Annotated in this window: 25 protein-coding genes, 1 pseudogene and 1 other annotated feature; of the genes and pseudogenes, 9 read left to right on the top strand and 17 right to left on the bottom strand. The window is 46.7% G+C overall.

Going from position 1 to position 26144, the window contains the following annotated elements; translation table 11 throughout:
- Positions 1-18 precede the first annotated feature (18 nt).
- From NDK47_RS04560 to NDK47_RS04550, 3 genes are all read left to right on the top strand, one after another.
- Positions 19-522 carry a PadR family transcriptional regulator gene (locus tag NDK47_RS04560; RefSeq protein ID WP_251873685.1) on the top strand — a complete coding sequence of 168 codons (504 nt, stop codon included), beginning with the start codon at positions 19-21 and terminating at the stop codon, positions 520-522.
- A 16-nt stretch (positions 523-538) separates the two neighbouring features.
- On the top strand, positions 539-1189 hold the full coding sequence (locus NDK47_RS04555; protein ID WP_251873684.1) for a hypothetical protein: 651 nt from the start codon (positions 539-541) through the stop codon (positions 1187-1189).
- Positions 1190-1429: 240 nt separating this feature from the next.
- The gene (locus tag NDK47_RS04550; RefSeq protein WP_251873683.1) at positions 1430-2881 is read left to right on the top strand and encodes a serine hydrolase domain-containing protein; all 1452 of its coding nucleotides are present in this window, start codon (positions 1430-1432) and stop codon (positions 2879-2881) included.
- Positions 2882-3303: 422 nt separating this feature from the next.
- Here the strand turns inward: NDK47_RS04550 and NDK47_RS04545 are convergent, their stop codons facing one another.
- The 8 genes from NDK47_RS04545 to NDK47_RS04510 form a co-directional block, all read right to left on the bottom strand.
- Positions 3304-3873, bottom strand: a complete 570-nt coding sequence (locus NDK47_RS04545) for a GNAT family N-acetyltransferase (protein WP_251873682.1) — start codon at positions 3871-3873, stop codon at positions 3304-3306.
- 11 nt (positions 3874-3884) lie between these two features.
- A complete protein-coding gene (locus NDK47_RS04540) occupies positions 3885-4772 on the bottom strand; it encodes an aminoglycoside phosphotransferase family protein (protein WP_251873681.1) in 888 nt (295 codons plus the stop codon).
- Between the two features lie 28 nt (positions 4773-4800).
- Positions 4801-5715 carry an AraC family transcriptional regulator gene (locus NDK47_RS04535; RefSeq protein ID WP_251873680.1) on the bottom strand — a complete coding sequence of 305 codons (915 nt, stop codon included), beginning with the start codon at positions 5713-5715 and terminating at the stop codon, positions 4801-4803.
- A gap of 231 nt (positions 5716-5946) precedes the next feature.
- Positions 5947-7431: an aldehyde dehydrogenase family protein gene (locus NDK47_RS04530; protein ID WP_251873679.1), complete on the bottom strand. Its 1485-nt coding sequence runs from the start codon at positions 7429-7431 to the stop codon at positions 5947-5949.
- A gap of 56 nt (positions 7432-7487) precedes the next feature.
- Positions 7488-8378 (bottom strand): 4-hydroxy-tetrahydrodipicolinate synthase, encoded by an 891-nt coding sequence (gene dapA / locus NDK47_RS04525; protein WP_251873678.1) that lies wholly within the window; start codon positions 8376-8378, stop codon positions 7488-7490.
- A 54-nt stretch (positions 8379-8432) separates the two neighbouring features.
- Complete coding sequence (locus NDK47_RS04520) at positions 8433-9479, bottom strand: TRAP transporter substrate-binding protein (RefSeq protein WP_251873677.1); 1047 nt, start codon at positions 9477-9479, stop codon at positions 8433-8435.
- Positions 9480-9524: 45 nt separating this feature from the next.
- A complete protein-coding gene (locus tag NDK47_RS04515) occupies positions 9525-10808 on the bottom strand; it encodes a TRAP transporter large permease (protein ID WP_251873676.1) in 1284 nt (427 codons plus the stop codon).
- Positions 10809-10812: 4 nt separating this feature from the next.
- Positions 10813-11373 carry a TRAP transporter small permease gene (locus NDK47_RS04510; protein WP_251873675.1) on the bottom strand — a complete coding sequence of 187 codons (561 nt, stop codon included), beginning with the start codon at positions 11371-11373 and terminating at the stop codon, positions 10813-10815.
- 261 nt (positions 11374-11634) lie between these two features.
- On the opposite strand from NDK47_RS04510, the gene NDK47_RS04505 reads away from it, so the two are divergent.
- Positions 11635-12195: a helix-turn-helix domain-containing protein gene (locus NDK47_RS04505; protein ID WP_251873674.1), complete on the top strand. Its 561-nt coding sequence runs from the start codon at positions 11635-11637 to the stop codon at positions 12193-12195.
- Positions 12196-12360: 165 nt separating this feature from the next.
- Here NDK47_RS04505 and NDK47_RS04500 read toward each other — a convergent pair whose 3' ends face one another.
- Positions 12361-12723 carry a DUF4180 domain-containing protein gene (locus NDK47_RS04500; RefSeq protein WP_251873673.1) on the bottom strand — a complete coding sequence of 121 codons (363 nt, stop codon included), beginning with the start codon at positions 12721-12723 and terminating at the stop codon, positions 12361-12363.
- A gap of 47 nt (positions 12724-12770) precedes the next feature.
- Positions 12771-13757 carry a tryptophan--tRNA ligase gene (trpS, locus tag NDK47_RS04495; RefSeq protein WP_251873672.1) on the bottom strand — a complete coding sequence of 329 codons (987 nt, stop codon included), beginning with the start codon at positions 13755-13757 and terminating at the stop codon, positions 12771-12773.
- A gap of 104 nt (positions 13758-13861) precedes the next feature.
- Positions 13862-14118 (bottom strand) — a binding site (T-box leader).
- 461 nt (positions 14119-14579) lie between these two features.
- On the opposite strand from trpS, the gene NDK47_RS04490 reads away from it, so the two are divergent.
- Entirely contained in the window at positions 14580-15086 is a 507-nt protein-coding gene (locus NDK47_RS04490) for a S4 domain-containing protein (RefSeq protein ID WP_251873671.1), read from the top strand.
- Between the two features lie 125 nt (positions 15087-15211).
- Here NDK47_RS04490 and NDK47_RS04485 read toward each other — a convergent pair whose 3' ends face one another.
- The 4 genes and pseudogenes from NDK47_RS04485 to NDK47_RS04470 all read right to left on the bottom strand — a co-directional run bounded on the left by NDK47_RS04485 (position 15212) and on the right by NDK47_RS04470 (position 18727).
- Positions 15212-16600 (bottom strand): L-cystine transporter, encoded by a 1389-nt coding sequence (locus NDK47_RS04485; RefSeq protein WP_305883370.1) that lies wholly within the window; start codon positions 16598-16600, stop codon positions 15212-15214.
- A gap of 219 nt (positions 16601-16819) precedes the next feature.
- A complete protein-coding gene (locus NDK47_RS04480) occupies positions 16820-17467 on the bottom strand; it encodes a hypothetical protein (RefSeq protein WP_251873669.1) in 648 nt (215 codons plus the stop codon).
- A gap of 110 nt (positions 17468-17577) precedes the next feature.
- Positions 17578-17747: pseudogene (locus tag NDK47_RS04475) on the bottom strand (transposase); the annotation flags it as partial.
- Positions 17748-17866: 119 nt separating this feature from the next.
- Positions 17867-18727, bottom strand: a complete 861-nt coding sequence (locus NDK47_RS04470; protein ID WP_251873668.1) for an aminoglycoside 6-adenylyltransferase — start codon at positions 18725-18727, stop codon at positions 17867-17869.
- A gap of 237 nt (positions 18728-18964) precedes the next feature.
- On the opposite strand from NDK47_RS04470, the gene NDK47_RS04465 reads away from it, so the two are divergent.
- Positions 18965-20089 carry an NAD(P)/FAD-dependent oxidoreductase gene (locus NDK47_RS04465; RefSeq protein ID WP_251873667.1) on the top strand — a complete coding sequence of 375 codons (1125 nt, stop codon included), beginning with the start codon at positions 18965-18967 and terminating at the stop codon, positions 20087-20089.
- Positions 20090-20189: 100 nt separating this feature from the next.
- Entirely contained in the window at positions 20190-20813 is a 624-nt protein-coding gene (locus NDK47_RS04460) for a hypothetical protein (protein WP_251873666.1), read from the top strand.
- Positions 20814-20853: 40 nt separating this feature from the next.
- On the opposite strand, the gene NDK47_RS04455 is transcribed toward NDK47_RS04460, so the two are convergent.
- The gene (locus NDK47_RS04455; RefSeq protein ID WP_251873665.1) at positions 20854-21969 is read right to left on the bottom strand and encodes a hypothetical protein; all 1116 of its coding nucleotides are present in this window, start codon (positions 21967-21969) and stop codon (positions 20854-20856) included.
- Positions 21956-22495, bottom strand: a complete 540-nt coding sequence (locus tag NDK47_RS04450) for an RNA polymerase sigma factor (protein ID WP_251873664.1) — start codon at positions 22493-22495, stop codon at positions 21956-21958. Before NDK47_RS04450 ends, NDK47_RS04455 begins: the two co-directional genes overlap by 14 nt.
- 241 nt (positions 22496-22736) lie before the next feature.
- Here NDK47_RS04450 and NDK47_RS04445 point away from each other — a divergent pair, with 241 nt between their 5' ends.
- Positions 22737-24506 carry an IS1182 family transposase gene (locus tag NDK47_RS04445; protein WP_251870983.1) on the top strand — a complete coding sequence of 590 codons (1770 nt, stop codon included), beginning with the start codon at positions 22737-22739 and terminating at the stop codon, positions 24504-24506.
- Between the two features lie 21 nt (positions 24507-24527).
- On the opposite strand, the gene NDK47_RS04440 is transcribed toward NDK47_RS04445, so the two are convergent.
- Positions 24528-24977, bottom strand: a complete 450-nt coding sequence (locus NDK47_RS04440; RefSeq protein WP_251873663.1) for a VOC family protein — start codon at positions 24975-24977, stop codon at positions 24528-24530.
- Positions 24978-25098: 121 nt separating this feature from the next.
- Here NDK47_RS04440 and NDK47_RS04435 point away from each other — a divergent pair, with 121 nt between their 5' ends.
- Positions 25099-26046, top strand: a complete 948-nt coding sequence (locus NDK47_RS04435) for a helix-turn-helix transcriptional regulator (RefSeq protein ID WP_251873662.1) — start codon at positions 25099-25101, stop codon at positions 26044-26046.
- Positions 26047-26144 lie beyond the last annotated feature (98 nt).

Below are 26144 nucleotides of genomic sequence, written 5' to 3'. Positions count from 1 at the left end.
TAGAAGGAATGGATTTTTATGTCTGTGAAGCATGCGATACTCACGTTACTGTCGGAATCTCCCCGCCACCGCTACGATCTCAAGGTTTCCTTTGAAAGTATGGTATACCATCAATGGGAGCTGAATGCCGGTCAAATTTACACAACGATTGACCGGCTTGTACGTGACGGGCTTGTCGAAGAAACGATGGGTGACTCCTCTGAGCTCAAAATCTATCGGATATCGGAAAAAGGAAACGAAGAATTGTTTGCCTGGCTTCTTCAGCCTGTGGAGAAAACACTGCTGAAAGACGAGTTTTACTTCAAGCTGCTCTGTGCCAAAAAGATCAGCCACGCCTCCCTGCAACACATGATCAAAAGTCAGCAGGAGCACATCATCCAAACCATCTTTCAATTGCAAAAGCTGCGGAGAAGCATCGACCCGACCCGTGAAAATGAAGGTATCCTGTACCTGATTGAAGGAAAAATCTTGCACCTGGAAGCCGATATGAAGTGGCTTTCCATGTTCCCACACACTACGTAAAAAAGGAGACAGACGTATGGATTTTATACTCACGCATAAATGGGCGTTCCTGATTGCCGCGGAGGTCATCTTTTGGGTCTCCGTCATCACCTTCTTGATCGCCCGCTACTGGTTTGGCAAAAAAGCGCTCAGTGCCGTATTTTTGCTGCTTTTTATCCTGAATGATCTGTGGATTGCCACTTTGGGATTTTTTGACTATTTGCAAACGGGGCAATTTTCCAGTTATCAAATCATTGTTGTTGTGCTCTTCCTCTACGCCATCACGTACGGAAAAAGTGACTTTAAAAAGCTGGATTACTATGTCCAAATCAAAGTGGCAAAGTGGAAAGGACTGCCTGCCCCAGATATAGAAGCGCCCAAAAAACTGGTAGGAAGAGAACATGCTAAACGGGAACGGAGTAATCTCTATGTCCATCTCTCCGTCTATGTCGCCGCTCACCTGGTCTTCTTTTTTCTGGTTGGGTTATCCCCACGCGTCTATGAAATGGCAACCTGGAGTCAGTTTTTCACCGAGTTTTTCTCCGCTCAGGAAGCCCTGCTGCCCTTTCAGAATGAGACATTGAATAACCTCAGCCGCGTCTGGACCTTGATCCTCGGGATTGACACCGTCATTTCTCTTTCGTATACGGTATTTCCGAAAGGCGGGAGCTCCTCTTCGAGTGCCTAGACATACAGCCACCATGAAAACACTCTCCTTTTCGTGGTGGCTATTTTTCTACTGATTTGAATTTATAAAAATCTTGTCTGCATAAGTGCAACTAAGGCTTCTCCTAAAGCTTGGCGAAGCCAAGTTTTCTCATGAAAATTACCATTTTTTAAATTAATGGTTGTTTTTATCTGTTTCTAAATGTAATATATATACAAATTTACCTATAATTATAAATTTGCAAAGGAGTGTACTTGATTCATGCCCAAGAAAGTGAAGCTGTTTCCGTTAACGGTAAGTGCCTTGCTGGCAGGAGTGCTCAGCACCCACACCTTGGTGTTCCCCTCCCCTTCCTTCGCAGAAGGCCTTCATCCAGACCCCCAAATCGTACAAGCCCTGGAGCAAGCAGAAGACAGTCAGACGAGTGAAGCGGTTAAGCCCGATGTTGATCGCGGTGGCGGGGATGCCGCTTATGATGAGGAAAAGGATACTGGCGAGGATATCGGTACCGGTGAAGATACCGATACTGGTGAAAACCGCGATTCTGAAGAAGACGCTCCCCCATCTGAGCTGGACCCTGCCCCTGAGAATGACAGTCTTTACGAAGAGAATTCCGCAAGAGCGTTATCCGCCAAGTATGATCACACCAAATTTCTCACCCTGTTTGATAAAAAGAAAATCATCAAGAACTTTCGCTCCATGGATAAAATTTTCCCCAGCTACAAGATCCTCAATGATAAACGAAATGTCTTTCGGTTCGATCAAAAACCCCGCAGACTGCCTAACTTCACCTACCAATACAACAAGCAGACACATAGATTTGAAGATCTGTTGAAACGAACGGGAACGACAGGGCTGCTCGTCATCAAAGACGATAAAATGGTGACAGAACGCTATTACCATGGAAATGATGCAAAAGCGCTAAATACGTCATGGTCCATGTCAAAGTCGATCACCTCTGCTCTGGTCGGCATCGCTATCGATGAAGGGTATATCGAAAGCGTCGACGATCCGATCACCGATTATCTTCCCGAGCTGAAGGATTCCGGCTATGACGGCGTATCGATCAAGGATATCCTGAACATGGCTTCCGGCGTCAAATATCCGGTCTATGAAGAGCCTTTTCTCACCGAATGGTACCAGACGTTATTTGTAAAGAAGAAATCCTTCAATGAAATGATGACCACGCTGACCACCGCTGCACCGCCAGGCACCTTTACCTATAAAGGGTCGGATACACAGGTTCTCGGCATGCTCCTGAAGAAAACGACAGGCAAACAACCTTCCAAGTATCTGGAGGAAAAAATCTGGAAGCCGCTCGGCATGGAAAGCCCCGCGAACTGGAACACCGACCTGCACGGTGATGACATGACCTTTGCTTACCTGAATGCAACCCTGCGGGATTACGCGAAAATCGGCCGTCTCTACCTGAATAACGGCAATTGGAACGGAAAGCAGATCATTTCCGAAGATTGGGTGAAAGAAACGTACATTGGCAGTGAAGGCTTTCCGTTTTACAAATACCAGTGGTGGATTCCACCTAGCAATAACCCCAACAGCAAAGAAATTCTCGCCAGCGGCATTTATGGACAGTCGATCTACGTAAACCAGGATGAAAATGTGATTATCGTCAAAACGAGCGTAAACTCCACGGATGAGGACCTGGGCGAAGAGATTACCGTCTTCCGGGAGATCGTTGAAATTTTAAAATAGAGAAAGAGATTCCGAGCTTTCCCCGTCCCATCCCCTCCTCCATACTCCCCACTCATCGGTGGGGATTTTTGTTTTTTTGTCTTTGCCTTGACGCTTGTTTTTGCGATCTGGCATTTGTTCCATGGCGTGTACCACTATGACCTGTATGCCATTTTCACCGCGTGTGTTGCTGCGAGAAGGATATACTGCTCAATAAAGACGGGGGCTACACACGCGGGATCACTGCGGACGATAAGTTTCTATGTGACTTGGTTCGACCACCGTCGTGATGCTCCACTTCGTGCGAAGGAAAGAGTCGCACGTTTAGAAAATTACCACATGTATCATCAAACAAAAGGAAGGGGCCAAAGCTCGGCGCCCTTCCTTTCATTTTTTCGCAGCCTGATCTGATTCTTTCATGCTATTCCTGATCAAGCTCTTCATCATCTTCCATACTCTTCTTTTAACATGCCGAAAATCTCCAAATCGACGATACCTTTACCCGACCACAGTGCTGCTTGTCGCAGGGTTCCTTCTTTCACGAAGCCGTTTTTTAACAACACCCTCTTGGAAGGCTCGTTGGGAGGCATCACTTCGGCCTGAACTCTGTTGACGTTGACCTCCGTAAACAAAAAATGGAGCAAGATCTTTACCGCTTCCGTCGCAATCCCTTTTCCCCAGTGCGCTTCTGCCAAAAAGTAGCCAACCGTCACCATGCTTACCTTTTGCTGAAAATCAAAAGCTTCGATGATTCCAAGCAAGCGGTCGGGCTGATCGTTGGCGAATATCCCCCACTTGATCCTTGCCTTTTTCTGATAGTCTCTCTCAAAATGCCCGATCATGTTTTTTACCGTCTCTTTTTTGTGTTTCGGGATGATGCCGCAGTACGCAAATACCTTGTCGTTGCTGTAAATGTCAAAAACGTCGTCCAGATGGTGATCTTCAATCTTCTTCAAAACGAAACGATCGGATTTTAGGATCGGAAACTCCCCAAAGACTGCTTCGATATTCATTCCTTCCCCACTCACTCTCTATTTTTGATCGGAATGTCTGTGAACCCGCACTCTTGCAAAAACGGATTGTGAGTAACCAAACTCTTAAGCCGCTCAATGGTGTCTGGCCCACTTGGTGTGCCGCCGTATCTGTTCAGCAGCGTCCATCTGAGGCAAGCCAGCGCTTCAAAAACGGCAAGTTCTTTCTCCTGGATCGGATGCTCCAGCAGATAGGCAGACCGAAACACGGCGGCATACCGCTCCGGGATATACAGCTTCATCAGGATCAGTGACCAGACGAAATCATATCGCGCATCCCCTATCTGTGCATTCGTCCAGTCGATTACGGTGATCCTGTCCTGCTCCTCCAAGATGTTTTTCAAGTGGAAATCGCCGTGAATGATACAATCCTGCTTGATCGGTATGAGGGGAACCAGAGAGGTTACCGCCTGATAGATGTCAGCGTGTTCTTTCACTCCCGGATAAAAATAGTCGATAAAATCGTGCTGCGGCAGACGGAGATTTCCCAGCTCTTCCACGCGGATGCGGTGGATATGGGCCAGGAGTTTTGCCATTTCGGTCATTTTCTGATCTGACAGCTTATGAACAGGGATGCCGTCAAAGGTCGTGAGCAGCACATGATCCGCGTTTGCATCAATTCCCCACCCCACGGGCTTTGAGACAGATACACCTTGCTGATAAAGGGCATTCAACAAGTGAAATTGAAACCGAATATCCGGCTTGGAACGCTTATTCCATACTTTCCACACATAGCTTTCTTTCTCTATATTGATCTTGATGACTTCTGCTTCAAAGCCTTGTTCCATCGGCTCTGTGGTTACGAGAGCCGCTTTGCGCAACAAATCATCCAGCTTATCACTTTTGTCTACCCACTCTACCCGATCTATGAAAATGCCCAATTCTCATCTTCCTTCCATACTGTTCTGATCATTTCTTTTTGATTGGTATGTACAAATCGACTTTACATTTTCCTTCCGGGTCCCTGGCAGGATCATTCATGCAAAATTCAAGGCAGGGCCGATCGTCGGCATCATACTCACTATTTGGCAGCCATAGGCGAAATACGCTTTGATAGGCCAGGACAAATTTCTCCACGGTGTCGTAATAAGGATACCGGGCGTACAAACCGCCCGCTAGCGTTTGAAATGCTACATCCTTTTGATGACCGCGTTTCTCGAATCCCTGTGGCAATGTGACGCAAGCATCATAACGACAAGCATATTCCTCGACCAGGTTTCCGTCATCCAGGGAGATGCCGATAAACTGTTGATTGCGCGGAGTTAACTCCTGCCTGCTTGCCCAACGTCCCAGCTTGTCCCAGGCAACATGCGTATCCAGATAACTGCCAACATGCCGGACATATGCCACTTCATGTTCAGGAAGCTCCTTGATTGTGATCATATTCTGCCAAGCCCTTTCCAAAAGAGGATTTTTCCTCTTTCTATTGTAATCAGCGAGAGGGGCTAACTCTTCCTGCTGATTGCTGAGAAATGACGAAAAATTGCTATTTTTCCTGGCGTTTTTCCTCACCTCGCTGGGAGTCTTGGCATAGTACTTCTTAAAAAGAGCATGGAAGGTGGACAGGGATTCGAAACCGCATTGATTGGCAATCGCCAAAATGGCCTGGTCGGTCTCCACCAACTGAGAAGCCGCCTTTTGCACCCGCACTCGATTGACAAAGGCTACGGGTGTCACACCGACAATCGCTGTAAAGATTCTGGCAAAATGGTACTTCGAAAAGTTCGAAACGGCTGCCAATTGATCCAGCGTAAGTTTTTGCTCACTGTTTTCCTTTATATAGGTGATCACTTTTTCGATTCTTTCTTGATAGTCCGCATTCATTCCGCCGAACGCCCCAATCCCATCTCCTGATATGAGTACCAAAATTATATATCGGCCATACGATTTTGGGATAGCTGAATCTCATTTTCCTAAAAAATGCAAAAGGGACAACTCCCATAATGGATTGGAGCTGTCCTGTTTCTTCATTATATAGTCGATTTTTCTGGAGGTTGCCCCTCCGGCATACCGTCTGGGTTCAGCATCGACGACATGCCTGTGGTTTGCCTGTGGTTATTTCAAGTTGACCCAAACGCTTTTCACTTCGGTGTAGTTGTCGAGTGCATAGGAGCCCATTTCACGTCCGATCCCTGACTGTTTATAGCCGCCGAACGGAGCTGCCGCGTCTTCCAGGTTGTAATCATTAATCCAGACGGTGCCTGCTTTCAGGCGGTTCGCTACTTGATACGCGGTTTTAATGTTCTCTGTCCATACACCAGCGGCAAGTCCATATGGCGTGTTATTTGCCCGTTCGATCACTTCTTCCACCGTGTCGAACGACAGCACGACAACTACAGGGCCAAATATTTCTTCTTTTGCGATGACCATCTCATCGGTGACGTCAGCAAATACGGTCGGTTGGACAAAGTAGCCTGTTTCAAACGCTTTCCCTCCGCCGGCTACCAGTCTGGCCCCTTCGGCTTTTCCCTTTTCGATATAACCGAGTACACGCTCTTGCTGCTTTTTGGAAACAAGCGGCCCCATTTCCGTGCCCGTTTCCATGCCCGGCCCCAGCTTTACAAGGTTGGCCAGTCTCGCCAGTTCTTCCACTACGGTATCGTAATGCTTTCGATGGACAAACACGCGGGAGCCTGCGCTGCAGTTTTGCCCATGGTTGTACATGATCCCGTTGAAAGCACCTGTGATCGCCGCTGACACATCGGCATCTTCTAAAATGATATTGGGCGATTTTCCGCCAAGCTCCAACGTCACATGCTTGATTGTTTCCGCTGCCTGGCGCATGATGTATTTCCCCGTGTCTGTGGAACCGGTAAATGCCACTTTGTCGACGTCGGGATGATTGACAATCGCTGCCCCTGCTGTTTGACCAAATCCAGGTACGAAATTCACGACACCGTCCGGGAAACCGGCTTCTTTAAAAAGCTGTGCCGTATACAGCAGGGATAACGGCGTTTGCTCGGCAGGCTTCAAGACAATCGTACAACCTGTCGCAAGAGCGGCACCCATTTTCCACGCGGCCATGACCAACGGATAGTTCCAGGGAATAATCTGACCGACAACTCCAATCGGTTCATGACGGGTATAGTTGAAATAGTTCGGAGAAATCGGTGTTGTTTGGCCCAGGATTTTCGTAGCCCAACCGGCGTAATAGCGGTAATGTTCGACGGTTGCCGGGATATCGTCTTGCAAGGCGACGTGATATGGTTTCCCATTGTCCAGCGCTTCCAATTGGGCCAGTTCTTCTCCATGCTCTTCAATCAGATCAGCCAGCTTGTAGATCAAGCGCGCTCTTTCTGCCGCACTCAGTTCGGGCCATGGCCCTTTTTCAAATGCCCGCCGCGCAGCTTGCACCGCGATCTCTACATCTTCTTCCTGCGCTTCGCTGACGGAAGCAAGCACTTCTTCTGTCGCCGGATTATACGTTTCAAATGTCTTTGCGCTGATGGCCGGCACAAATTGTCCGTCGATGAAAAGCTCGATCTTCCCTTCCAGAAACGCTTTCACTTTTGGCTTTAATGCAATTTGTTCTGTTAGCATGCTCGTGCCTCCTAACGATTTCTCTCCCGCTCCCTATCTGTTTCTGTCTTCTCTATTTATGCCCGCGCCCCAGCAGTCAGGCTTGCCAAAATATCCTTCAGCTTTTGATCTTCCTCTGCAGTCAATCCCAGACGCGGATAGCGGGACGGGCCGCCTGCCTGACCGTTCAGTTCCATTGCACGTTTGACGATCTGCACATATTTTCCGGAGCCTTCAAGGAACGTGCAAAGCGGCAAAATACTGTCATTGATCGCCCAGGCTTGTTCCAGCTCGCCTTTTCGGAAATGATTGAACATGTCGGTAACCAGCTTGGGCACGACGTTCCCGGCGACGGAAATCCAGCCGGTCGCCCCCACCAAATACGACTCCATGACCAAATCCTCCGAACCGCAGAAAACCTGAACATTTCCTTGTCTCACCAGATCTCTTGCCTTGCGGATATCGCCGCTCGACTCCTTGATATGGGTGACTTTTTCACACTCTTTCCCGATCCGCAGCATCAGCTCTGTGCTCATGTCAACACCCGAGGTAAACGGATTGTTGTACAGCATGATCGGGATATTTACCGCATCGGAGACCTGTTTAAAGTGAAAGAAAATCTCTTCTTCTTTCGGTTTGCAGTAATAAGAGTTGATGATCAGCGCGCAATCCGCCCCGTATGCTTCAGCCTGCTTTGTATTTTCGATCACTTCCTTCGTCGTTTCCGCAGCCGTTCCCACGATCACCGGAATGCGGCCCTTTACTTCTTTCATGACCGTTTCTACCATTTGAAATTTCTCTTCTTTTGACAGGCTTACAAATTCCCCGGTGCTTCCGTTGATGACAATCCCCGCAACTCCTTGCTCCACGAAGTAGTTGACGTTGTTTTTGACGCCGCCCCAATCGATCTCCTGTGCCTCGGTCATCGGTGTAATGAGTACGGGATAAGCTCCTTGAATGGTTGCCATGTTTATCTGCTCCTCGCTGTTTTTTCTATATGGAAATTTTGGTTGCTGCTACTGTCACTGTTTTTTTGCTTTTTGGATTTCTTCATACAGTTCTTTTCCATTCGGAATGTCCTGCAGCAAGCTCTCGTGCGTTTTTTCCGCCTGCTGCTTGAACCCGCTCAGATCTGTTTCGATGATTTGCACACCCTGCTGTTTGGCTTTTTCCAGAGATTCCGCATAAGACTGCTTGTAGAAATCAATCCCTACCTGAAGGGCTTCATCGGCTGCTTCCTGCAACGCTTTCTGCTGATTCGGCGACATCTCATCCCAGTTCTTTTTGGACATGACCAACAGAGCAGGCAGATAATGCGTTTTCGTCAGGTTGTAGTATTTCGCCACTTCCACAAACTTGTCCATCATAAACTGGTCCGGGGAGATGTCACCGCCATCGATTACCCCTTGCTGCAACGACAGATACACTTCGGCATAAGACATGGGAGTTGGCTGCGCCCCGAGCTGCTCAAAGGTTTTGACATAGCCGGGAGCTTGCATTACACGAATTTTGAGTGCCTTCATATCCTCCACTGTTCTAACTGGTTTGGTGGAGAAGATGTTGCGTTCCATGGCAGACAGCCATCCCAGACCAACCAGATCATGCTGCTTGAGCATTTCCAGATACTTTTTGCCGACATCTCCCTTCAGTACCTTGTTGGCTTGATCGATATCGTCGAACAGGTAAGGAAGGTCAAGAATCGCATATTCCTTTACGGTATTCTCCAGCGCCGCTTGACCTGTGATAAACATGCCCAGGGTTCCGGAGCGAGCGGATTGAATCATTTTGACCTCTCCGCCCAATTGCGATTGCGGGAATGCCGTGATTTTAATCGTTCCGTTTGACTTCTGGTCGGCAAGCTCCACCAGCTTGTTGACCATGACCTGGTAGTGGCTTTCCGGTGTCAGGATGTGGCCCAGATTCAGCTTCACCACTTTGTCGCTTTCAGCAGCGCTGGCGGAACCTTTGGAACTGGACTCGGTGCCGCCGGAGCCGCCGGAACAGCCGGCCAACACGGTCGATAGAGCAAAAACACCAGAAATCATTGCGATCAGCAATTGTTTCTTCATACTTACATCTCCCCCTTTGTTCTATAGAAAAAGTTTACGAATTGCCTATTTCAAGAAAGACGGCAGCCAGGTGGACAGTGCCGGCACGTAGCTGATCAGCAGGACATCGAAAACCAGCACGGTCAGGAACAACAGGAGCGGCCGAATCAGTTGGTCGATCCGCAGGTTGGCAATCTGGCAGGCTACGAACAGGTTTACGCCGACTGGCGGAGTCACCATGCCGATTGCCAGATTGACAATCATGATCATTCCAAAATGAACGGGATCAATGCCGTACTGGATCGCCACCGGTGCGAAGATCGGAGCGATGATGATGATCGAAGCCAACGTTTCCATAAACATTCCGGTGATAAACAAGAAGATGTTGACCAGGATCAGAAAGAGAATCGGGCTGTCCGAGATTTGCGTAATCGCTTTGCCGACTTCGTGCGGGACTTGCTGCATGGTCAATATGTAGGCAAAGATAGAGGCAAACGCGACAATGACCATGATAATCGCCGTGGAAACGGCGGAGCGAGACAAGATGGCCAGCAGATTGGACCATTTGATTTCCCGGTAGATAAATTTCCCGACAATAAAACCGTAGATGACTGCCACTACAGATGCTTCTGTTGGAGTAAAGATCCCTTTGTAGATCCCGCCCAGAATAATGACCGGCATTAGCAGTGCGAGAAACGAGTCGGCGAACACGCGGACCAGCTCTTTGAACCAGTCGCCCAGGTTTCGCCTTTCTACCAAGTCAAAGCCTTTGATGCGAGCCGTAACTATCACCGTTAAGATCAGAGAAAGACCAATCAGAAGGCCCGGGATAAAACCGGCGAGAAACAGACTGCCAACCGATACGTTTGCCACAAGCCCGTAGACGACCATCGGGATGGACGGCGGAATAATCGAGCCCAGCTCGCCGGATGCGGCACATAGAGACGTGGCAAAAGGCTTGGGATATTTCTTTTTCTCCATCTCGGGAATCAGAGTGGAGCCAATTGCTGCTGTCGTCGCCGCCGAAGACCCGGAAATGGTGGCGAAGAACATGGACGTCACGACGGCAACCGAGCCCAGTCCGCCCCGGAACCAGCCAACCAGCACATTGGCAAGCGCGATCAGCCGTTTGGAGATGCCCCCCGTCTGCATCAGGTTGCCCGCCAGGATAAAAAACGGGATCGCCATGAGCGAAAAGGAATCGAGGCTTTCATACACGCTTTGGGCCAGCGTAACCAACGGAATGTCATGGGTTTGCAAGGCGATTACCGATGAAAATCCCAGCGATACGGCGATCGGAACACTGATGACGAAGAGAACAGCCAGGCAGATAAATAGTGTGGATATCACGGTGTTACCCCCTCTCTAGTTGTTGACCCGCAACCAAGTCAGCCTCTTCCTGTTCGTCATTGCCCGACTCGCGAATGTCTTTGCCCGTGGCAAATGTTTCGATGAGAAAAGCGACCGTGTTGATCGTCAGCAGAACGGCCCCCACCAGCATGGACGAATACACAAATGACATGGGTATTCTCATCACGGGAGCCGTTTCACTCAACCCGAACATCGTCCACTCCCAGCCAATGAACGCCATGATCAGGTAAAAAGCAATGGAAGCGAGATACGAAAGGACCTTTATCGTTTTTCCCGCCATGGCCGGCAATAAGAAGACCAGTGCTTCTACGGCAATCAGCTTGGCTCTGCGGGCGGCGATGGCGCTGCCGATAAACGTAAGCCAAATCATTAGGTAGCGGGCCAGCTCTTCCGTCCAGGGAGCGGAGAATTGACTGCCGAGTGAAGAGATCACGAAGCGAACCAATACCTGATAAAAAACAACAATCGTCATCAGAGCGAGGATCAAACCCACAACGATCTCTAACACCCTGCCCAGTTTGTCCACCCATTTTACAAAAGCCATACGATTCCCCCTCTTCTGGATAACAACGGAACGAGAAATGAGATTCGGAATTGAAATATTACTTCAATCAAATTGAAGTGGTACTGTAATACAATTGTAAAAAAAAAGAGGCTCATTGATTTGATTTTCATTATAGAATGAATTCTGAATACTGTAAACCTTTTCATTAAACAAAAATCATTTATTTCTCTTAACCTTTACTTTCCCTCCCGCTGATTGTATAATTCCTAAAAACTATTTATATGAACCTGAGAGGTATGTATGGAAGGAATCATCGGAAAACAGATAAAAGCACTCCGCCTTCAGAAAAAGATGACGTTGAAGCAAATTTCCGAAAAAACCAATCTGTCGATCAGCTTTCTGTCTCAGGTGGAACGCTCCCAATCTTCCATAACGTTAACTTCGTTGAAGAAAATCTCCAATGCTCTTGGTGTCAATCCGAGCTATTTTTTTTCTGAGGGTGAGGAAGACAGCAAGCCAAGCATTATCCGGCGCGGTTATGGGAAAGAAGTGCAGATCAACCGTTCCCAGTTCATTATTCAAAATCTCTCGGGCAAACTCTCCAACCCGGTTTTTGAGCCGGTCCTCGCGACGTTGATGCCCGGAGATAAAAAAGTGGCGTCCTACTCACATATCGGCCAGGAATTTATCTATGTGCTGGAGGGGACCCTCACTGTGCTGTTACAGGAAGAAGAGTATGATCTGCTCCCCGGAGACAGTATGCACATTGATTCGAACACGCCCCATAATTGGTACAACCGTTCGAAGAGTCCGGTCAAACTGTTATGTGTCAGCGCTCCCCCCATGTACGCAGGCGAATAACGGGAGCAACCTTCGGGAAACAGAAAAAAACAGCCCCGCTTTTTTTCGTTGGGGCTGTTGCTGACTTTTTGTGTTGTGGGAGATGTGTAACCAATATGATTCGCATCTGGATACGCCTATTATCGCTGAAGTGTCCCACAACCTGCCTCGACTCGAATCGTTTGCTTACAACTGATGCAGCTTATCCAGGGCTTCGGACTCCGTGCTCACGAACGCAACCATCTTTCCTTTATTGCTTTCGTAAATAAAGTCATTCAGGCTTTTGCTGTTATAGTGGCCAAATTCGCCAACGATGGCAATCTTCATCCGGTAGTTCGTAAATTTCTGCAAGATTTCCCCAGCCAGCCCCGTCTTCAGCTCGAAGAAGTCCTCCGTGATGTTCTCTTTTCTCACAAGCATTTTATCCATACCGTTATACCCGACGTTTCCCAAAATGTCCAATGCATCGTTTACATTTTCGATGAGGACCCCGTCGCCGGAAATGATCGCTACTTTCGAATCGTTCCTTTGATCCACTGTAATATTCATGAGTGATGACTCCTTTCCAAAACCTTTCCTAAAGTATCGGCTAACCATTAAAAATAGTCCATACTCATGGCTTCACGAATCTCTCGCATGGTTTCTTTTGCTACAAGGCGTGCTTTTTCTGTACCCGACATCAGAATTTCATCGACCCTTTTCGGATCATTTTGATACACGATTCTTCGTTCCCTCATGGGTTCCAGCAGATCGTTAATCCTTTCCGTGACTTTTCCCTTGCATTCCATACAACCGATTTGACCTTTTTTGCAGCTCTCAAAAATTTCATCGGAGCCCTCTTGGCGAAATGCTCGATGATACGCATAAACTGGACAAATTTCCGGATGGCCGACATCTGTTTTGTGGATTCGGGCAGGATCTGTTGTTGCTTTCTTTATCTTCTCCCTCACCTCTTCTTCAGAGGAATCCAAATAAATGGCATTTCCAAGACTTTTACTCATTTTATGGTTCCCGTCTAATCCAACAAGTCTTGGAATTTCCCCAATAAGCGGTTCTGGTTCTACTAACACAGGTTTATACAACTGGTTAAAGCGACGAACGATTTTTCTGCTTTGTTCAATATGAGGCAGCTGGTCCTCTCCTACAGGAACTAATGTCGCCTTGCAAAAGGCAATATCTGCCGTCTGGCTTACAGGGTATCCCAGAAATCCGTAATACATATCTTGAAATCCCCGTTCCTTGGCTTCTGCTTTAATCGTAGGATTGTGGCGTAAAGAATTGACCGTCACGAACATGGAAAAATAAGTCGTCAACTCAGCAATCTCCGGAATCAAAGATTGAATAAAAATAGTAGCTTGTTCAGGGTTAATTCCTGCGGATAAATAATCCAATGCTACATTACGCAAGTTTTGTTTGATCAACTCCGGATTTTCGAAATGGGTAGTCAGGGCTTGAACGTCTGCCAATATGAGATACGTTTCATATTGATTCTGCAGCTCCACTCGATTTTTTAAGCTCCCGACGTAATGTCCAAGGTGAAGTTTTCCCGTAATCCGATCTCCTGTTACTATTCGCCCTTTCATTTGTGAGCCTCCTCATAATTTGGTTTCTGTCATGTAAACTTGAGATCCACCAACCGTCATCCATGGACATCCCCCCTTTCAAGGAATAAAAAAAACCCCGCCCAGTAAAGGACGAGGTCATCGTGGTACCACCTTTTTTAACCGCAACAAAGCGATTCACTCTAAAGTACGGCAAGAAATAAAAGATCCTTACGATACTCCTCTCTTGATAACGGGGAGAGAATCCCGGCAGCGCCTACTCATTGTTCAGCGGAGCGATTCAGAAGCCCATTCGGCATCAGGTGAGGATCGGTTCGCAGCAACCACCGACTCTCTGAACCCCATGATCTGATACGTACTTGCTCTTCTTCAACATCGTTAATCCGGTCATTTATTTATTATCATTTTATGCGAAAATGATCAATAAAACAAGTCAACCAGCTTTCCTGAAATCGCTCAGACATGGGAACTGCCCTCTCCCTCCTCCAGCCTCATTGAAACTCCCACTTGGAAAACTTTCCATGATCTGTTATCATTTTTGTAATCTGTTTGAATGGAAAGGAGCTCGTCACACGTATGCCAACAACTACTTTGTAATGGATCACAAACTGGATAGCATTACCCTCGAAAAACAGCATGTTTTTCACCAGGGGGTAGTCTGCCCATTTTCCCATTACAAAGGAACGTGACGATATCTGTAGAGTTGACGCTTACGGAGATTCGCCCTTTGGGTGAATCTCCTTTTTTGATTGGATGAATGCTCTTTAGCCAATCCAACGCTTCACCCTACAAGACATTCAAATAGGCCATCGCGTTCCTTTATCTACTCGTGAGGTGAAGGATATGCATACCATCGAGCTTTTCTGGACGCTGCAAGCTTCAGCGAACACAGCTGGCAGCATCGAACGCCATTGCAAAAATTGCGGAAAAACAGTCCGCTTTACCGATACCAACATACGCCGTCACAACGCCAACGGAAAAAACGTATACCGTTTCTCCATCTACAAATGCGAAAAGGGGCATACATGGAACAAAAAGCTGGCTATTTACAAATCGTTCTCGGAGCATGCCGAGATTCTTGAAGAGGCGCTTCCCATCGACGGCGATGCACCCGAGCAAATCAACATCTCAGACTATCTAGCGTGCGGAATCAAGGAAGTAAAGATCATCATCGACCACGCGGACGGTCGCTTCCGTATCGATAAGCTGCTTGCCGAACAGCTTGTCGGCTGGAGCCGTACACAAATCGCCCAACGCATCAAGGCGGGGCTCATTCGATTGAATGACCAGCAAATCAAGCCGGGTGTCGCCGTCAGTGTGAATGACAGGATTTCCATTTTGATTGAATAGCGATACCCTGGATGCATCCAGAGTCGCAAAGGACCCGGAGTATTCCTGGATTCGCGTCCTTCTTTTGTGAATTTAATAGATGAGGGCCGCACCTGCCTGAAATCGGCGGTGCAGCCCTCTTCTTTTTATACGGTTACAGATTGTGTCCCCGTTTCATTGTACACATGAGTATCCAGCTCTTTTGTTGCTTTGCTCGTCAGCACGCCAGCCGTCATGCTTCCACTCACATTAAGCGCGGTACGCCCCATATCAATCAGCGGTTCTACAGAGATCAGCAATCCCACGATCGCAACCGGCAAATTCATAGTGGACAATACCAACAGCGCTGCAAAGGTTGCTCCTCCGCCCACCCCTGCTACCCCAAAAGAGCTGAGAGCAACGACAGCGATCAACGTGAGAATGAATGAAGGCGTCAGCGGATCAATCCCTGCCAGGGGCGCAACCATCACGGCGAGCATGGCTGGATAGGTCCCCGCGCATCCATTTTGACCGATGGAAAGACCAAATGAGCCAGCAAAGTTGGCAATCCCCTCAGGAACTCCTAAATCCTGTGTCTGTGTTTTGACATTCAGCGGCAAAGCTCCAGCGCTCGTGCGCGACGTAAATGCGAAGGTGAGGACGGGAAACGCCTTTTTGATATACGTAATCGGATTTAAACCAGCGAAAGCCAGCAGCAGCAAATGAACGATGAACATGAGAGCTAGTGCCACATACGAGGCAGCGACGAATTTCCCCAGCTGCCAGATCGCATTGTAATCGCTGGATGCTGCCACTCTGGTCATGATCGCGAGCACACCGTATGGAGTCAGACGCAAAATCAGTGTTACGACCCGCATGATCACCGTATGGAAGGTCTCGACGATTTTGGAAAACAGTTCGGCTTGTTCGGGATTTTTCTTTCTGATTCCCAAATACGCAATTCCGATAAAGGCTGCAAAGATGACGACCGCTATGGTAGAAGTCGGACGATCACCTGTTAAATCGAGAAACGGATTTGCTGGCAAGAGCTCCAGTACCTTTTGCGGCAGCGTCATGTTCTGGATCTCGCCCAAACGTTGCTCGACCTGACCGATTCGTGCTGTTTCTGCATCGCCTTGCTGGAACTGGGTACCATCCAGATGAAATGCCAACGTGGACGCTATTCCGATCGCAGCAGCAACGGCAGTCGTCCCCACCAGCAAACCAATGATGAGGCTACTGATTTTCCCGATATTATTGGATAATTTCATTTTGGTAAAAGCAGAGACAATCGAGATAAAAACCAGAGGCATGACAATCATTTGCAGCAGTTTGACATATCCTTTTCCGACGATGTTGTACCAGTCTAAGGTGGTTTTTAGGATATCGGATTTTGTTCCATAAATCCATTGAAGGATGAGTCCAAATAAAATACCTACACCCAAACCTACAAACACCCGCTTGGAAAACGAAATGTGTTTCTTTTGCATAAAGAACAATCCAGCAATGATGACAAGCATGATCACGATGTTAACAATCGTCCATAATGCAGACACTTTATTTCCCTCCATTCCGATTGGAAATCGGTTTTCGCAAATGAGAATACACATACTATATTACTGACAATACCTACAGGTCAAGTATGAATTATGCTTTGGGGGGAAAAAGAAGAAATTGCGGTGCATGGGGGTTATCCCTGCACCGCCGTTTCCTGCTTTTGGTTTATTGCCGTTTTGGTTTCGGCAGCAATCTGCTTACACCCTCGCTGTTCCCATTTAAACGGTAGTGTCCTCCCGCGATGCGTAACGTTCGACGGAAGGAGCACTTGACCAAATGGCATATCCGAACAGAATCCATGCGACGCTCCAGAACCCGAGCAGTATTGGCGAGGGCTCCCCGCTCGGGATAATAAAGAACACGATTTGGAACGGGATCATCGCTACGTAGTACAGCCCAACGAAAAGGGGAGCCATCCGCCGCCATCCTGTCAGCGATCGCGCAACGAACACCACGATCCCGAGAGTCAGCATGCCGACTCCAACCAGTAATGCACCTGCGGGATAAAAGAACTCCAGTTCATACCCGACAACGTACTTTGACAATGCCGCTGCCAAATAAGAACATATCCCCAGCAGGCTGATAGACGTACCAATGTGTCCGCCCCACCTCATCCGGCTGCTCCCGCTGGCGCGAAGTGCGAACAGACTTAGCGGCCCGCACGCCATGCCAAGCAACATCGGAACAGGGATCAGCAAATCGGTGACGATAGATGCTACTGATACCTGCAAGTGTTCGACAACAACAAGCACCGCCCATAGCACTCCGCCCATGAGGCAGGCCAGACCGGCGAAGCGAATACGTCCTGACGATGCGGCTGGTCTTGCTCGGCTAGATGGCTGCACATTTCCAACGATAGGAACCACCCCCTTCGTTTTGACAGAAGAAATCTTTATATGTATATATGTATCCTCAAGGACTTTGGAATCAGCATCTTCCAGCTTGTTACGACAAAATATCTATCCAAACTTTTGCTTACATCGTAGTTTTTGATGATCTCGGTGGAGATTTTATGCAAGTAGTCCAGTCCTTACGAGCATGGGAGATTTTCTCGTGAACACCGGCAACTTTCACCCGTTGCTTATGCCAATTTGGGCCACCTTTCTTTCTTCTCGATAAGATCCGTTGCTCTCTCGCCAATTTTTCTGCGAGAACGGGAGAATGTTGGATCAGTGGGACAGGTTTACATCAGGTTTACTGATCCGCTAGCTTGAATATGATCCAAAAACAATAATAATGAAGCCCAAGCTCGTTCTGCTTGGGCTTCAAGGTAAATCCCTAATATGCGTAAGATACTTCGTCATATTCGTATCGTCCTGGATGTTGTATGGATACCGAAAATGCGCAGCCACATCTTTGGCAAGAATCCGAAACAGTTCACATGCTGTCCGTACGGAATTCCACATATTCTCGTAATCGCTGTCTGAATAGGTTTGTTTATACATCTCCCAATAGGTTTCGGGAAGGTATGCTTTCATGTATTTTTCCATTTTGCCCAGAGAGACCTGAAAATCATTTTGGATGCCCACCCACCACGCAATCATTTCATGCAGACGAGGCCGGATCACTTGCTCAAACATCTGTTTTGCATACGGTAATTCATCTCGCCAAATTCCCTTCGCCACATTTTGCAGGCACCACCAAAATTCATTGCAACACCCCAGATATAATGGCTCTGTGGGCTTTTTCACCCAATAATCGGTGTTTGTGGGTGCAGGCAGGGCTGGCAGACAATTGTCTTTATCCAGCAGCGGCATCGTCAATGTATCATGCGCATATCTTTCCAGCATCGATTCTTTTGTCTCGATGCGAAGATCGATGCGGTTTCCATCTGTAAAGAGCATGAGATACGTGTAGGATCGGGTAAAATCCATATCCATTCCGATCGCCCGGTCATTTTTATCAGGCTCCTGCATCATCAGCAGTTCCCCAAATACATGTATCCAGTTTTCCTCCTCCAGAAAGGAAGACGTCTCGGTCACGACGTACACAATATCATAGTCCCGGAGAATATCTTTGGGCGCATGGGGATTGGTACGCGAGCCGTTCATATACACGGCGCGAACGCGTTCATCCTTCTGCGCCACTCCCAGGATCAGATCAAGCATTTCTTTCTCACTTCTCACGTACGTCCCCCTTCTGCGGTTTTTTCCTATGAAATTTAGAGTAGCATATTTGGGATATATTTACTGAGGTTTTTTCTACTTGCGGGTAACAATTGCTCTACCGGCTGGTCCCAGTCCCGGATGTTGATGTTACCATTCCCGTTCCTGCCCCCCAATCCTTTCACCGCATGTACATCGCATGACCAAAGTGTGCAATAATGACATATTGAGACAGAAAAACGAAAAGGGTGCGGAAACATGCAAACCTATGTTGTAATTGGCGCCGGGATACTGGGAGCTTCTACGGCCTACCAATTGGCAAAAAGCGGAACAAAAGTGATCATGGTGGACCGGGGAGATAAAGGACAGGCCACAGATGCCGCTGCCGGCATTATTTGTCCCTGGATATCGCAAAGACGCAATCAGGCATGGTATAAACTCGCCAAGGAGGGGGCGCTTTTTTATCCATCTTTGATTAAAGAACTTGAACACGATGGAGAAACGCAAACCGGTTATGCCCGTGTTGGCGCACTCAGTATCCATACGAATCGAGAAAAGCTGACCGAACTGGAAAAGCGGGCGCAAAAACGCAAGGAGGATGCCCCGGAAATCGGAGACATCACCCAGCTCGGCCCAAGCGAAGCGAAGCGTCTGTTTCCTCCGCTTTCCGATGGCTTTGCGGCTGTACATATAAGCGGTGCGGCCCGAGTGGACGGTCGTGCCCTGAGGGATGCTCTCGTGCGGGCCGCTGTCAAAAAGGGTGCTGTATTTCTCAGCGGTGAAGCCACTCTTCGATATGACGGGGCATGTGTGACAGGAGTCAGTGTAAATGGGGAATCCATCGATGCAGACGCTGTTATTGTTTGTGCCGGCGCGTGGGCCCATCCATTGTTGCAGCCTCTAGGCATCGAGTTTCAGGTGTCGTATCAAAAGGCGCAAATTGTTCATCTGGAATTGCCGGATGCAGGCACCAACAACTGGCCGGTCGTGATGCCGCCGAGTGATCAGTATTTGTTGGCATTCAATCATAACCGAATCGTCATCGGCGCAACGCACGAGAATGATATCGAAGGTTTCGACACCCGGATAACGGCTGGCGGCCTGCAGGAAGTTTTCAATAAAGCGCTGGAATTTGCCCCTGATTTGGCCCATAGCACGTTTCTGGAAGCAAGAGTAGGGTTTCGTCCCTTCACCCCAGGATTTCTCCCTGTCATCGGCCCGTTGCCCGGTTGGGAAAGAATTTTCGTTGCCAATGGACTTGGCGCATCAGGTCTGACGATGGGGCCGTATATCGGCTGGCAGCTAGCAAAGCTGGCTATTGGGCACGAAGTCGATATCGATTTGGACCATTATCTGGTGGAGGGTGCCATCGGGAAGCGGTAATGGCTGATGGCTGCATGCCCATGTCCATACGGAAAAAACTGTAACAACCTCCTCTGTCATTTCGTCCTTACAAAAGAATGGAAATGAAGGAGGTTACTTCATGAGAATTTTCTTTTTCGCATTATTGCTTTGTACTGCAATTACGGGATGCCAACATACAGATTCTTCGCAAACGGCAAACTCACCGATTGGGAACTCTTCCACAGAGAAAGGCCTTCAAAAAGAAGATATTCATGAAGCATTGAGGCCGTTTGTAGAGGCATCGACCTCAGATCCCACGTCATATGTGAACGACTTGCGTTATACATTGCAAGACTTGCGCGAGATCCAAATGGTCGCAAAAAAGCATGGAATTGAGAATCCCTTTATCCCGACAGAAGGCATTGCTACCGACGATGTTGTGTCTGTGGATGAAGAAACGGACACGCTCAAAATTACTTACCCGCATTTTAGCCTGCGGCAATCCAGGAAAGAAATAACACCAGATAGCGGGAATGCAGAGAGAATCGTAAAAAGCGATCGGGGCGAGTTCAACTGGGTGTATGCAGACGACACTCCCCTGCTTTTATTCACTGTAAGAGACGGGATTACGATTAGCATCAGCTCTGCAAAACCGTTTGAGACAAAAGAGTTTGAAACGGTAATGGAATCCCTCGTCCCTTTATTTGATCACGAGCTGGAAAATGAGGATGTGGAAAAAGGGGCATCGCCTACAATCGGCTAGCCCCTTCTTTCTATCCATCTTTACACGTTGGTTCAGTGAACTATTTCAATATGACTACCCGGCCGGTAAATGCCCCCTCAGCATCTTTTGAGAATTGAAGAGCTGATTTTCCGTCCTTTCCTTCCGATACGCTTATCGTTTTATACTCTCCCACTTTCCACTCTTTCGGGTCCAAGAAAACGTTTGCCTCGTAACCGTCATATTCATAGTGCGCCATGCCTTTTTTATCCAGCGTAACTTTTTTTACGGACTCGGGAATGACAACCCCGTGTTTTTCGATCTCCTCGATCTCCTTGTTCAACTCGGCCTCTAGTTCTCCGTTAGCATCGGAATCAGCCTCAAATTTTTGGAACAATTCTTTCAAATATTTGTCCGCTTTCTCATGATCAGCCTTTTGGGCATCGAGAGGCAGGTTGAAAAGTGCGTTTGCTCCTTCATAATTGGCATTACGACCGATTTCGCCGGTTTCTTCGTTGTAATGAAACGCATTGACATCAAAGAAGGTGCCGGTATTAATGCCAAGATAAAGTCCTCTGTCGGCAAACATTTCCACCCCGTCGCATTCAATCAGCCTGTACATGACGCCATCCTTGGTAAACTCCCTGTAACCGCCATTCAAGGTAGCAATGTTAACCTGCCAAGGCTTTTGCCCCTTAATGAGAGGAGTGACAAAAAACGGCTCTTGCCCATACGCTTCATCCTGCGTATCCGGCATTTTGCTGCCATCTTTTTTGGAAATGGAGACGACAGCGTAGGTTTTATTCGGGTAGAGATCGTTCACGTCGTCTGCAAAGTTGCTGATATTTTCGCCTGATACGATGCCCAGCAAAGTGAACACGTATGGTCCTGAAACAACAGATTCATTTATTTTCACTGCGTTTTTTTGTTCAAACGCTTTGGCAAGCTTTTGGTCTCCGAGTTGCTCGACCACCTGTTTTGGACTTAAATACTGCCAGGCGGCTACTGCCGTTATCGACATGGTTAAAGCAACGGTTGAAGCAATCAATGCAACAGATATCCTTTTTTTGTATACCGGCTTCATAGTATCATTCTCCTTTAACTGGTTCAATATTTTTTGATTTAGCTCTGCATCGGGCTCTATCGTTGAAGAAAGAGCTTTCTTGAGCAGACGGTCAAATTGCTCAGAATCGTGCATCTTGATCCACCTCCAACTCCAAAGTATTTCGCAAGGCTTTTCGCGCCTGGAAAAGCCTGCTTTTCACCGTTCCCGGAGGAATCTTCAAGGCTGAGGCTATCTCTTCTATGGACATTTCCGCCGTGTAGTACATATACAGAGGTATTTTCAATTTATCGTTCAAGGCATCTGTTGCGGCTGCGATCTTCACACAGCGCTCATTGGATAAAAGAATGTCCTCGGGTGTTGATTCATCCCTGAAAAGGTGGTCGCTTTCCACATCTTCTTTCATCTCCTGGATGGGAGCGATTCTTAGCCGCCAGGCAAATTTACGGCGCTTGTTTTTCCATAGTCCGATGGCAATCGAGATGAGAAACCCTTTCGGATTATTGTTTTTATCGATTTTATGGCGCAATTCCATCGCTCTGAGAAAGGTTTCCTGATAGAGGTCATCGGTATCGGACTTGTTTTTCGCGAGTTTATGACAAAATCCATAGATCGCATTACCATGCAGCGTCACAAGCTCGCTCAAATCTGAACTTTCCAAAAAACTTCTCCCCTTTCACCATTACGAAAGCCTCCTTTCTAAATATCTCTTCACCTCTATATTGTCACGAGATTCGAAACGGTTCATTTTTTGTGTCCGGGCATAAAAAGATGGGGCTGTCCAGAAAGTCGGTTTTAACTGACTTCCTGGGGCCCCTTTTTTTCAAAAATAAGCACAAAAAAATCGTCTCTTCTTGTAAAATGAAAGTTCCCACACCAACATTTTAGGAAGGACGATTTTTATGTGTAATCTTTCGATTACTCCCCCATATTATACCACGCAATTAACTCTTCCCCTAGAGGGAACAGTAGAAAATATTGTTTCCAAGAGACAATGCGCTCCTACATTCAAATCATATAATAACCGTCAGGTTCAAGTTATCTTCGATATCGAGGAACTTATTCCCGTGCACCATGTCGCACGTGTGGTAGATGAAATGGTTGAGGCCATTCCTGATGATAAGTTATTTTCTCATTATCCAGGCGGTGGCAGACCTTCGTTCCACCCTAAGATGATGCTAAAGGTCATCCTGTTTGGCTACTCCCAGAAGGTGTACTCTTGCCGTGGTATCGAACAGCTTACCCGTGAAAATATTCCCACCATGTGGCTGGCAGCGATGCAACAACCAGACTACCGTACCATCAACGAATTTCGTGGCAGACGGATGAAATCGATGATGAATGAACTTTACGAAACCATGATCTTGAAGCTCATCGAGGCCAACTATATCACCATGGAAAATTACTTTCTGGATGGGACAAAAATCGAAGCAAATGCCAACAAGTATTCTTTCGTATGGAAAAAATCAACGATCCGATTCGAGGAAAAACTGAAGGAGAAGATCCGAGAAACCTTGCGGCTCATTGAGGAGACAGCCAAGGAGGAAGAATTGGAAATCCTTGCGGATAACCTGATGGATACAGTGGAAGACCCCTCCAAATTGGAAGAGATTGCTGTTGGCTTGGAAACCCACATAGCCGTTTTATCAGATGAGATGGAAAATGAGACAAATACAGAAGTCCGTAAGGAAAAGCGAAAAAGACAGAGTACATGGAAGAAATCCCTTAAGCTGATCCGTAAAGATTTCCTACCAAGGCTTGCCAAATACAAAGCTCAAAACGAAACTTTTGGTGACCGCAATAGTTATTCCAAGACAGATAGTGACGCAACATTCATGCGGATGAAAGAAGATCATATGAAAAACGGTCAACTTAAGCCTGGCTATAACGTACAGATGGCAACGGAGAATCAATTTATCCTATTTTACACCATTCATCAACGTCCAACGGATACACGCTGCTTCATCCCCCATCTAGAGAAGCTGGCTTCTTCCTGGCTGCCCATGCCCAAAAATGTCATCGCGGATGCGGGGTATGGGAGCGAAGAAAACTATCTGTATGCGGTGGGGGAGGAAAAAGAACCACGGTTTGATTTCCTCATTCCTTACGGAACCTATTTGAAGGAAAAAACCCGAAAAGCCAAAAGGGACATCAAAAGTGTAATAAACTGGGTCTATGTTGAAAAGGATGATTGTTTTATCTGCCCAAATGGAATGAAAGTTACGTTTAAGAAATACCAGAACAAGAAGAACGCCTCTGGTCATGAACAAAGTTACAAAATTTATGAATGTGAGGATTGTTCAGGGTGTCCATTCAAATCGCAATGTACCAAAGGTAAAGGGAACCGTCAGGTTCATTGGAATACGATCTTTGAAGAAATGAAAGCAAAGGCAAAAGCAGCCCTTGAATGTGAAGACAAAGCAGCTATCTATGCCCGACGTAAAGTCGAGGTCGAAAGCGTGTTCGGTCACATCAAGGGCAATCGGTCGTTCCGCCGATTTTCTCTTCGTGGGCTCGACAAAGTGCATGTCGAGTTCGGAATTGTGGCACTAGCACATAACTTGTTGAAAGTGGCGGGCATCCGCCTGGCCACATTCCTCAAACCAATAAGGGCAAAAAAAGAAGCTGGGGGAAAAACGAAACGGTTTTCCCCCAGCTTCTTTACTTTTTAGGGACTTTTTAGACAGCCCCTCCTATTGTAATCTCTCGTCAAACATTAATTGTATTTGAATGCCGAACGGGTCTTTGATAATACCGTACGCTTTGCTAAATACATTCCTTGATAAAGGAACAATGATTTTCACTCTCTCATCTGAAACCAAGCTTCGATAAAATTGTTCAATTTCTTCCAGGTCAGCACTTTGAATACATAATGAAGTGTTATTACCAACTCTATATTCTTCACTGGTATCCATTGTATCTTCTGCGATCATTACTTTTGTTTTTCCGATGGATAAGACAGAGTGAGTAATATAATCCTTATTTTCATCAGTAAGCCGGATGGAGCTGTCACGTTTTGCCATGTCCTGATAGGTAACAAGCAACAATTCCTCTGCGTGAAAATGTTGTTTGTAAAAATGGATCGCTTCTTTTGCGTTTCCGTTCATAGATAAGAAAATCGCGATTTCCAATGTTGCACTCATGGTTTCAATCTCCTTTTCCATCATGGTTTTAGGCAGATATCTAATCCATTTGATCTATCACCTTGAGCTTATTATAATTTCTAAAAGCATCAAAACATGACACCTTTAACAGGAGATTGCTATGAAGAAATCGGAACGTTTACATGACATGATCAGATACGTAAACAGTCGAGAGTTCTTTAATTTACAAGACCTCATGGAGAAATACAATATTTCCAAAAGTACGGCTCTCCGTGATATCCGTTCATTGGAGCAGCTAGGTATGCCTATTTATTCGGAGCATGGCAAATATGGAAGATATGGTATCCTGAAAAATCGGTTGTTATCCCCCATTTTTTTCACGATTGATGAAGTGTATGCCCTGTACTTTGCCATGTTGACGTTAGAATCGTATCAATCAACACCCTTTCATTTAAGCGTTACGAAACTACATGAAAAGTTTGAAAGCTGTCTTTCTAAAAAACAAATTGATCAGATTCACAAAATGAAAAAGGTCCTGCAGTTTGAAGTTTATCAACATCATCATGTTAGTCGTTACTTAGACAAAATTTTAGAAAGCATTCTTCATGAACGTAACTGTAAGATTGAATATACAAAAAATAACCAGATAAAAAGTTACCATATTCAATTTTTTAAAATATCCGCTGCGTTTGGTCAATGGTATGCTACTGGAATCGAGTTGGATACGAATAAATATAGAGTGTTCAGATGTGACAGAATCACCTTTATTGAAGAAGAAGAAGAAGAGGATAGCAAACCCCACTTTTCAATAGATGAACTCGTTCGACGTTCGTTAGACATTTATAAATATGAGGAGAGTATTGCCTTTGAAGTAGAGATTTCAGAACAAGCAGTGGATCTTTTTTATAAAGAGCATTATCCTTCTATGAAATTAGAAAGTGGGGATAAAACGATCATTACGGGATTTTATCATCCAGGAGAAGAGGAGTTTATCACCAGCTATTTTATGAGATATGGGAATCAGGTGCGATCAGTGAAGCCTGAATCGTTAAAACAATTGATTCAGGATCGTGTGGAGAATCTCTTTAAGCACTATCAAAAGTTATAAATCTAAATAGGGATCACTATACTTTCGGGTAGTGTCACTTTCTAGTATTAAGTAACCATGGCTGACAATTCCCCAACGAAGATAAGTGGATAAAAGGA

Source organism: Brevibacillus ruminantium (assembly GCF_023746555.1).
Taxonomy (GTDB): domain Bacteria; phylum Bacillota; class Bacilli; order Brevibacillales; family Brevibacillaceae; genus Brevibacillus; species Brevibacillus ruminantium.
The sequence above is the reverse complement of the archived record's forward strand: the minus strand, read 5'-3'. Positions and strand labels throughout refer to the sequence as shown.

Excerpts from the sequence above, each read along its gene's own strand:
- NDK47_RS04465 (WP_251873667.1), top strand. The coding sequence starts at position 18,965 with ATGCAAACCTATGTTGTAATTGGCGCCGGGATACTGGGAGCTTCTACG.
- NDK47_RS04460 (WP_251873666.1), top strand. The coding sequence starts at position 20,190 with ATGAGAATTTTCTTTTTCGCATTATTGCTTTGTACTGCAATTACGGGA.
- NDK47_RS04510 (WP_251873675.1), bottom strand. The coding sequence starts at position 11,373 with ATGGCTTTTGTAAAATGGGTGGACAAACTGGGCAGGGTGTTAGAGATC.
- NDK47_RS04555 (WP_251873684.1), top strand. The coding sequence starts at position 539 with ATGGATTTTATACTCACGCATAAATGGGCGTTCCTGATTGCCGCGGAG.
- NDK47_RS04550 (WP_251873683.1), top strand. The coding sequence starts at position 1,430 with ATGCCCAAGAAAGTGAAGCTGTTTCCGTTAACGGTAAGTGCCTTGCTG.
- trpS (WP_251873672.1), bottom strand. The coding sequence starts at position 13,757 with ATGAAAGGGCGAATAGTAACAGGAGATCGGATTACGGGAAAACTTCAC.
- dapA (WP_251873678.1), bottom strand. The coding sequence starts at position 8,378 with ATGGCAACCATTCAAGGAGCTTATCCCGTACTCATTACACCGATGACC.
- NDK47_RS04530 (WP_251873679.1), bottom strand. The coding sequence starts at position 7,431 with ATGCTAACAGAACAAATTGCATTAAAGCCAAAAGTGAAAGCGTTTCTG.
- NDK47_RS04490 (WP_251873671.1), top strand. The coding sequence starts at position 14,580 with ATGCATACCATCGAGCTTTTCTGGACGCTGCAAGCTTCAGCGAACACA.
- NDK47_RS04520 (WP_251873677.1), bottom strand. The coding sequence starts at position 9,479 with ATGAAGAAACAATTGCTGATCGCAATGATTTCTGGTGTTTTTGCTCTA.
- NDK47_RS04440 (WP_251873663.1), bottom strand. The coding sequence starts at position 24,977 with ATGAGTGCAACATTGGAAATCGCGATTTTCTTATCTATGAACGGAAAC.
- NDK47_RS04435 (WP_251873662.1), top strand. The coding sequence starts at position 25,099 with ATGAAGAAATCGGAACGTTTACATGACATGATCAGATACGTAAACAGT.
- NDK47_RS04545 (WP_251873682.1), bottom strand. The coding sequence starts at position 3,873 with ATGAATATCGAAGCAGTCTTTGGGGAGTTTCCGATCCTAAAATCCGAT.
- NDK47_RS04560 (WP_251873685.1), top strand. The coding sequence starts at position 19 with ATGTCTGTGAAGCATGCGATACTCACGTTACTGTCGGAATCTCCCCGC.
- NDK47_RS04535 (WP_251873680.1), bottom strand. The coding sequence starts at position 5,715 with ATGAATGCGGACTATCAAGAAAGAATCGAAAAAGTGATCACCTATATA.
- NDK47_RS04505 (WP_251873674.1), top strand. The coding sequence starts at position 11,635 with ATGGAAGGAATCATCGGAAAACAGATAAAAGCACTCCGCCTTCAGAAA.
- NDK47_RS04500 (WP_251873673.1), bottom strand. The coding sequence starts at position 12,723 with ATGAATATTACAGTGGATCAAAGGAACGATTCGAAAGTAGCGATCATT.
- NDK47_RS04445 (WP_251870983.1), top strand. The coding sequence starts at position 22,737 with ATGTGTAATCTTTCGATTACTCCCCCATATTATACCACGCAATTAACT.
- NDK47_RS04455 (WP_251873665.1), bottom strand. The coding sequence starts at position 21,969 with ATGCACGATTCTGAGCAATTTGACCGTCTGCTCAAGAAAGCTCTTTCT.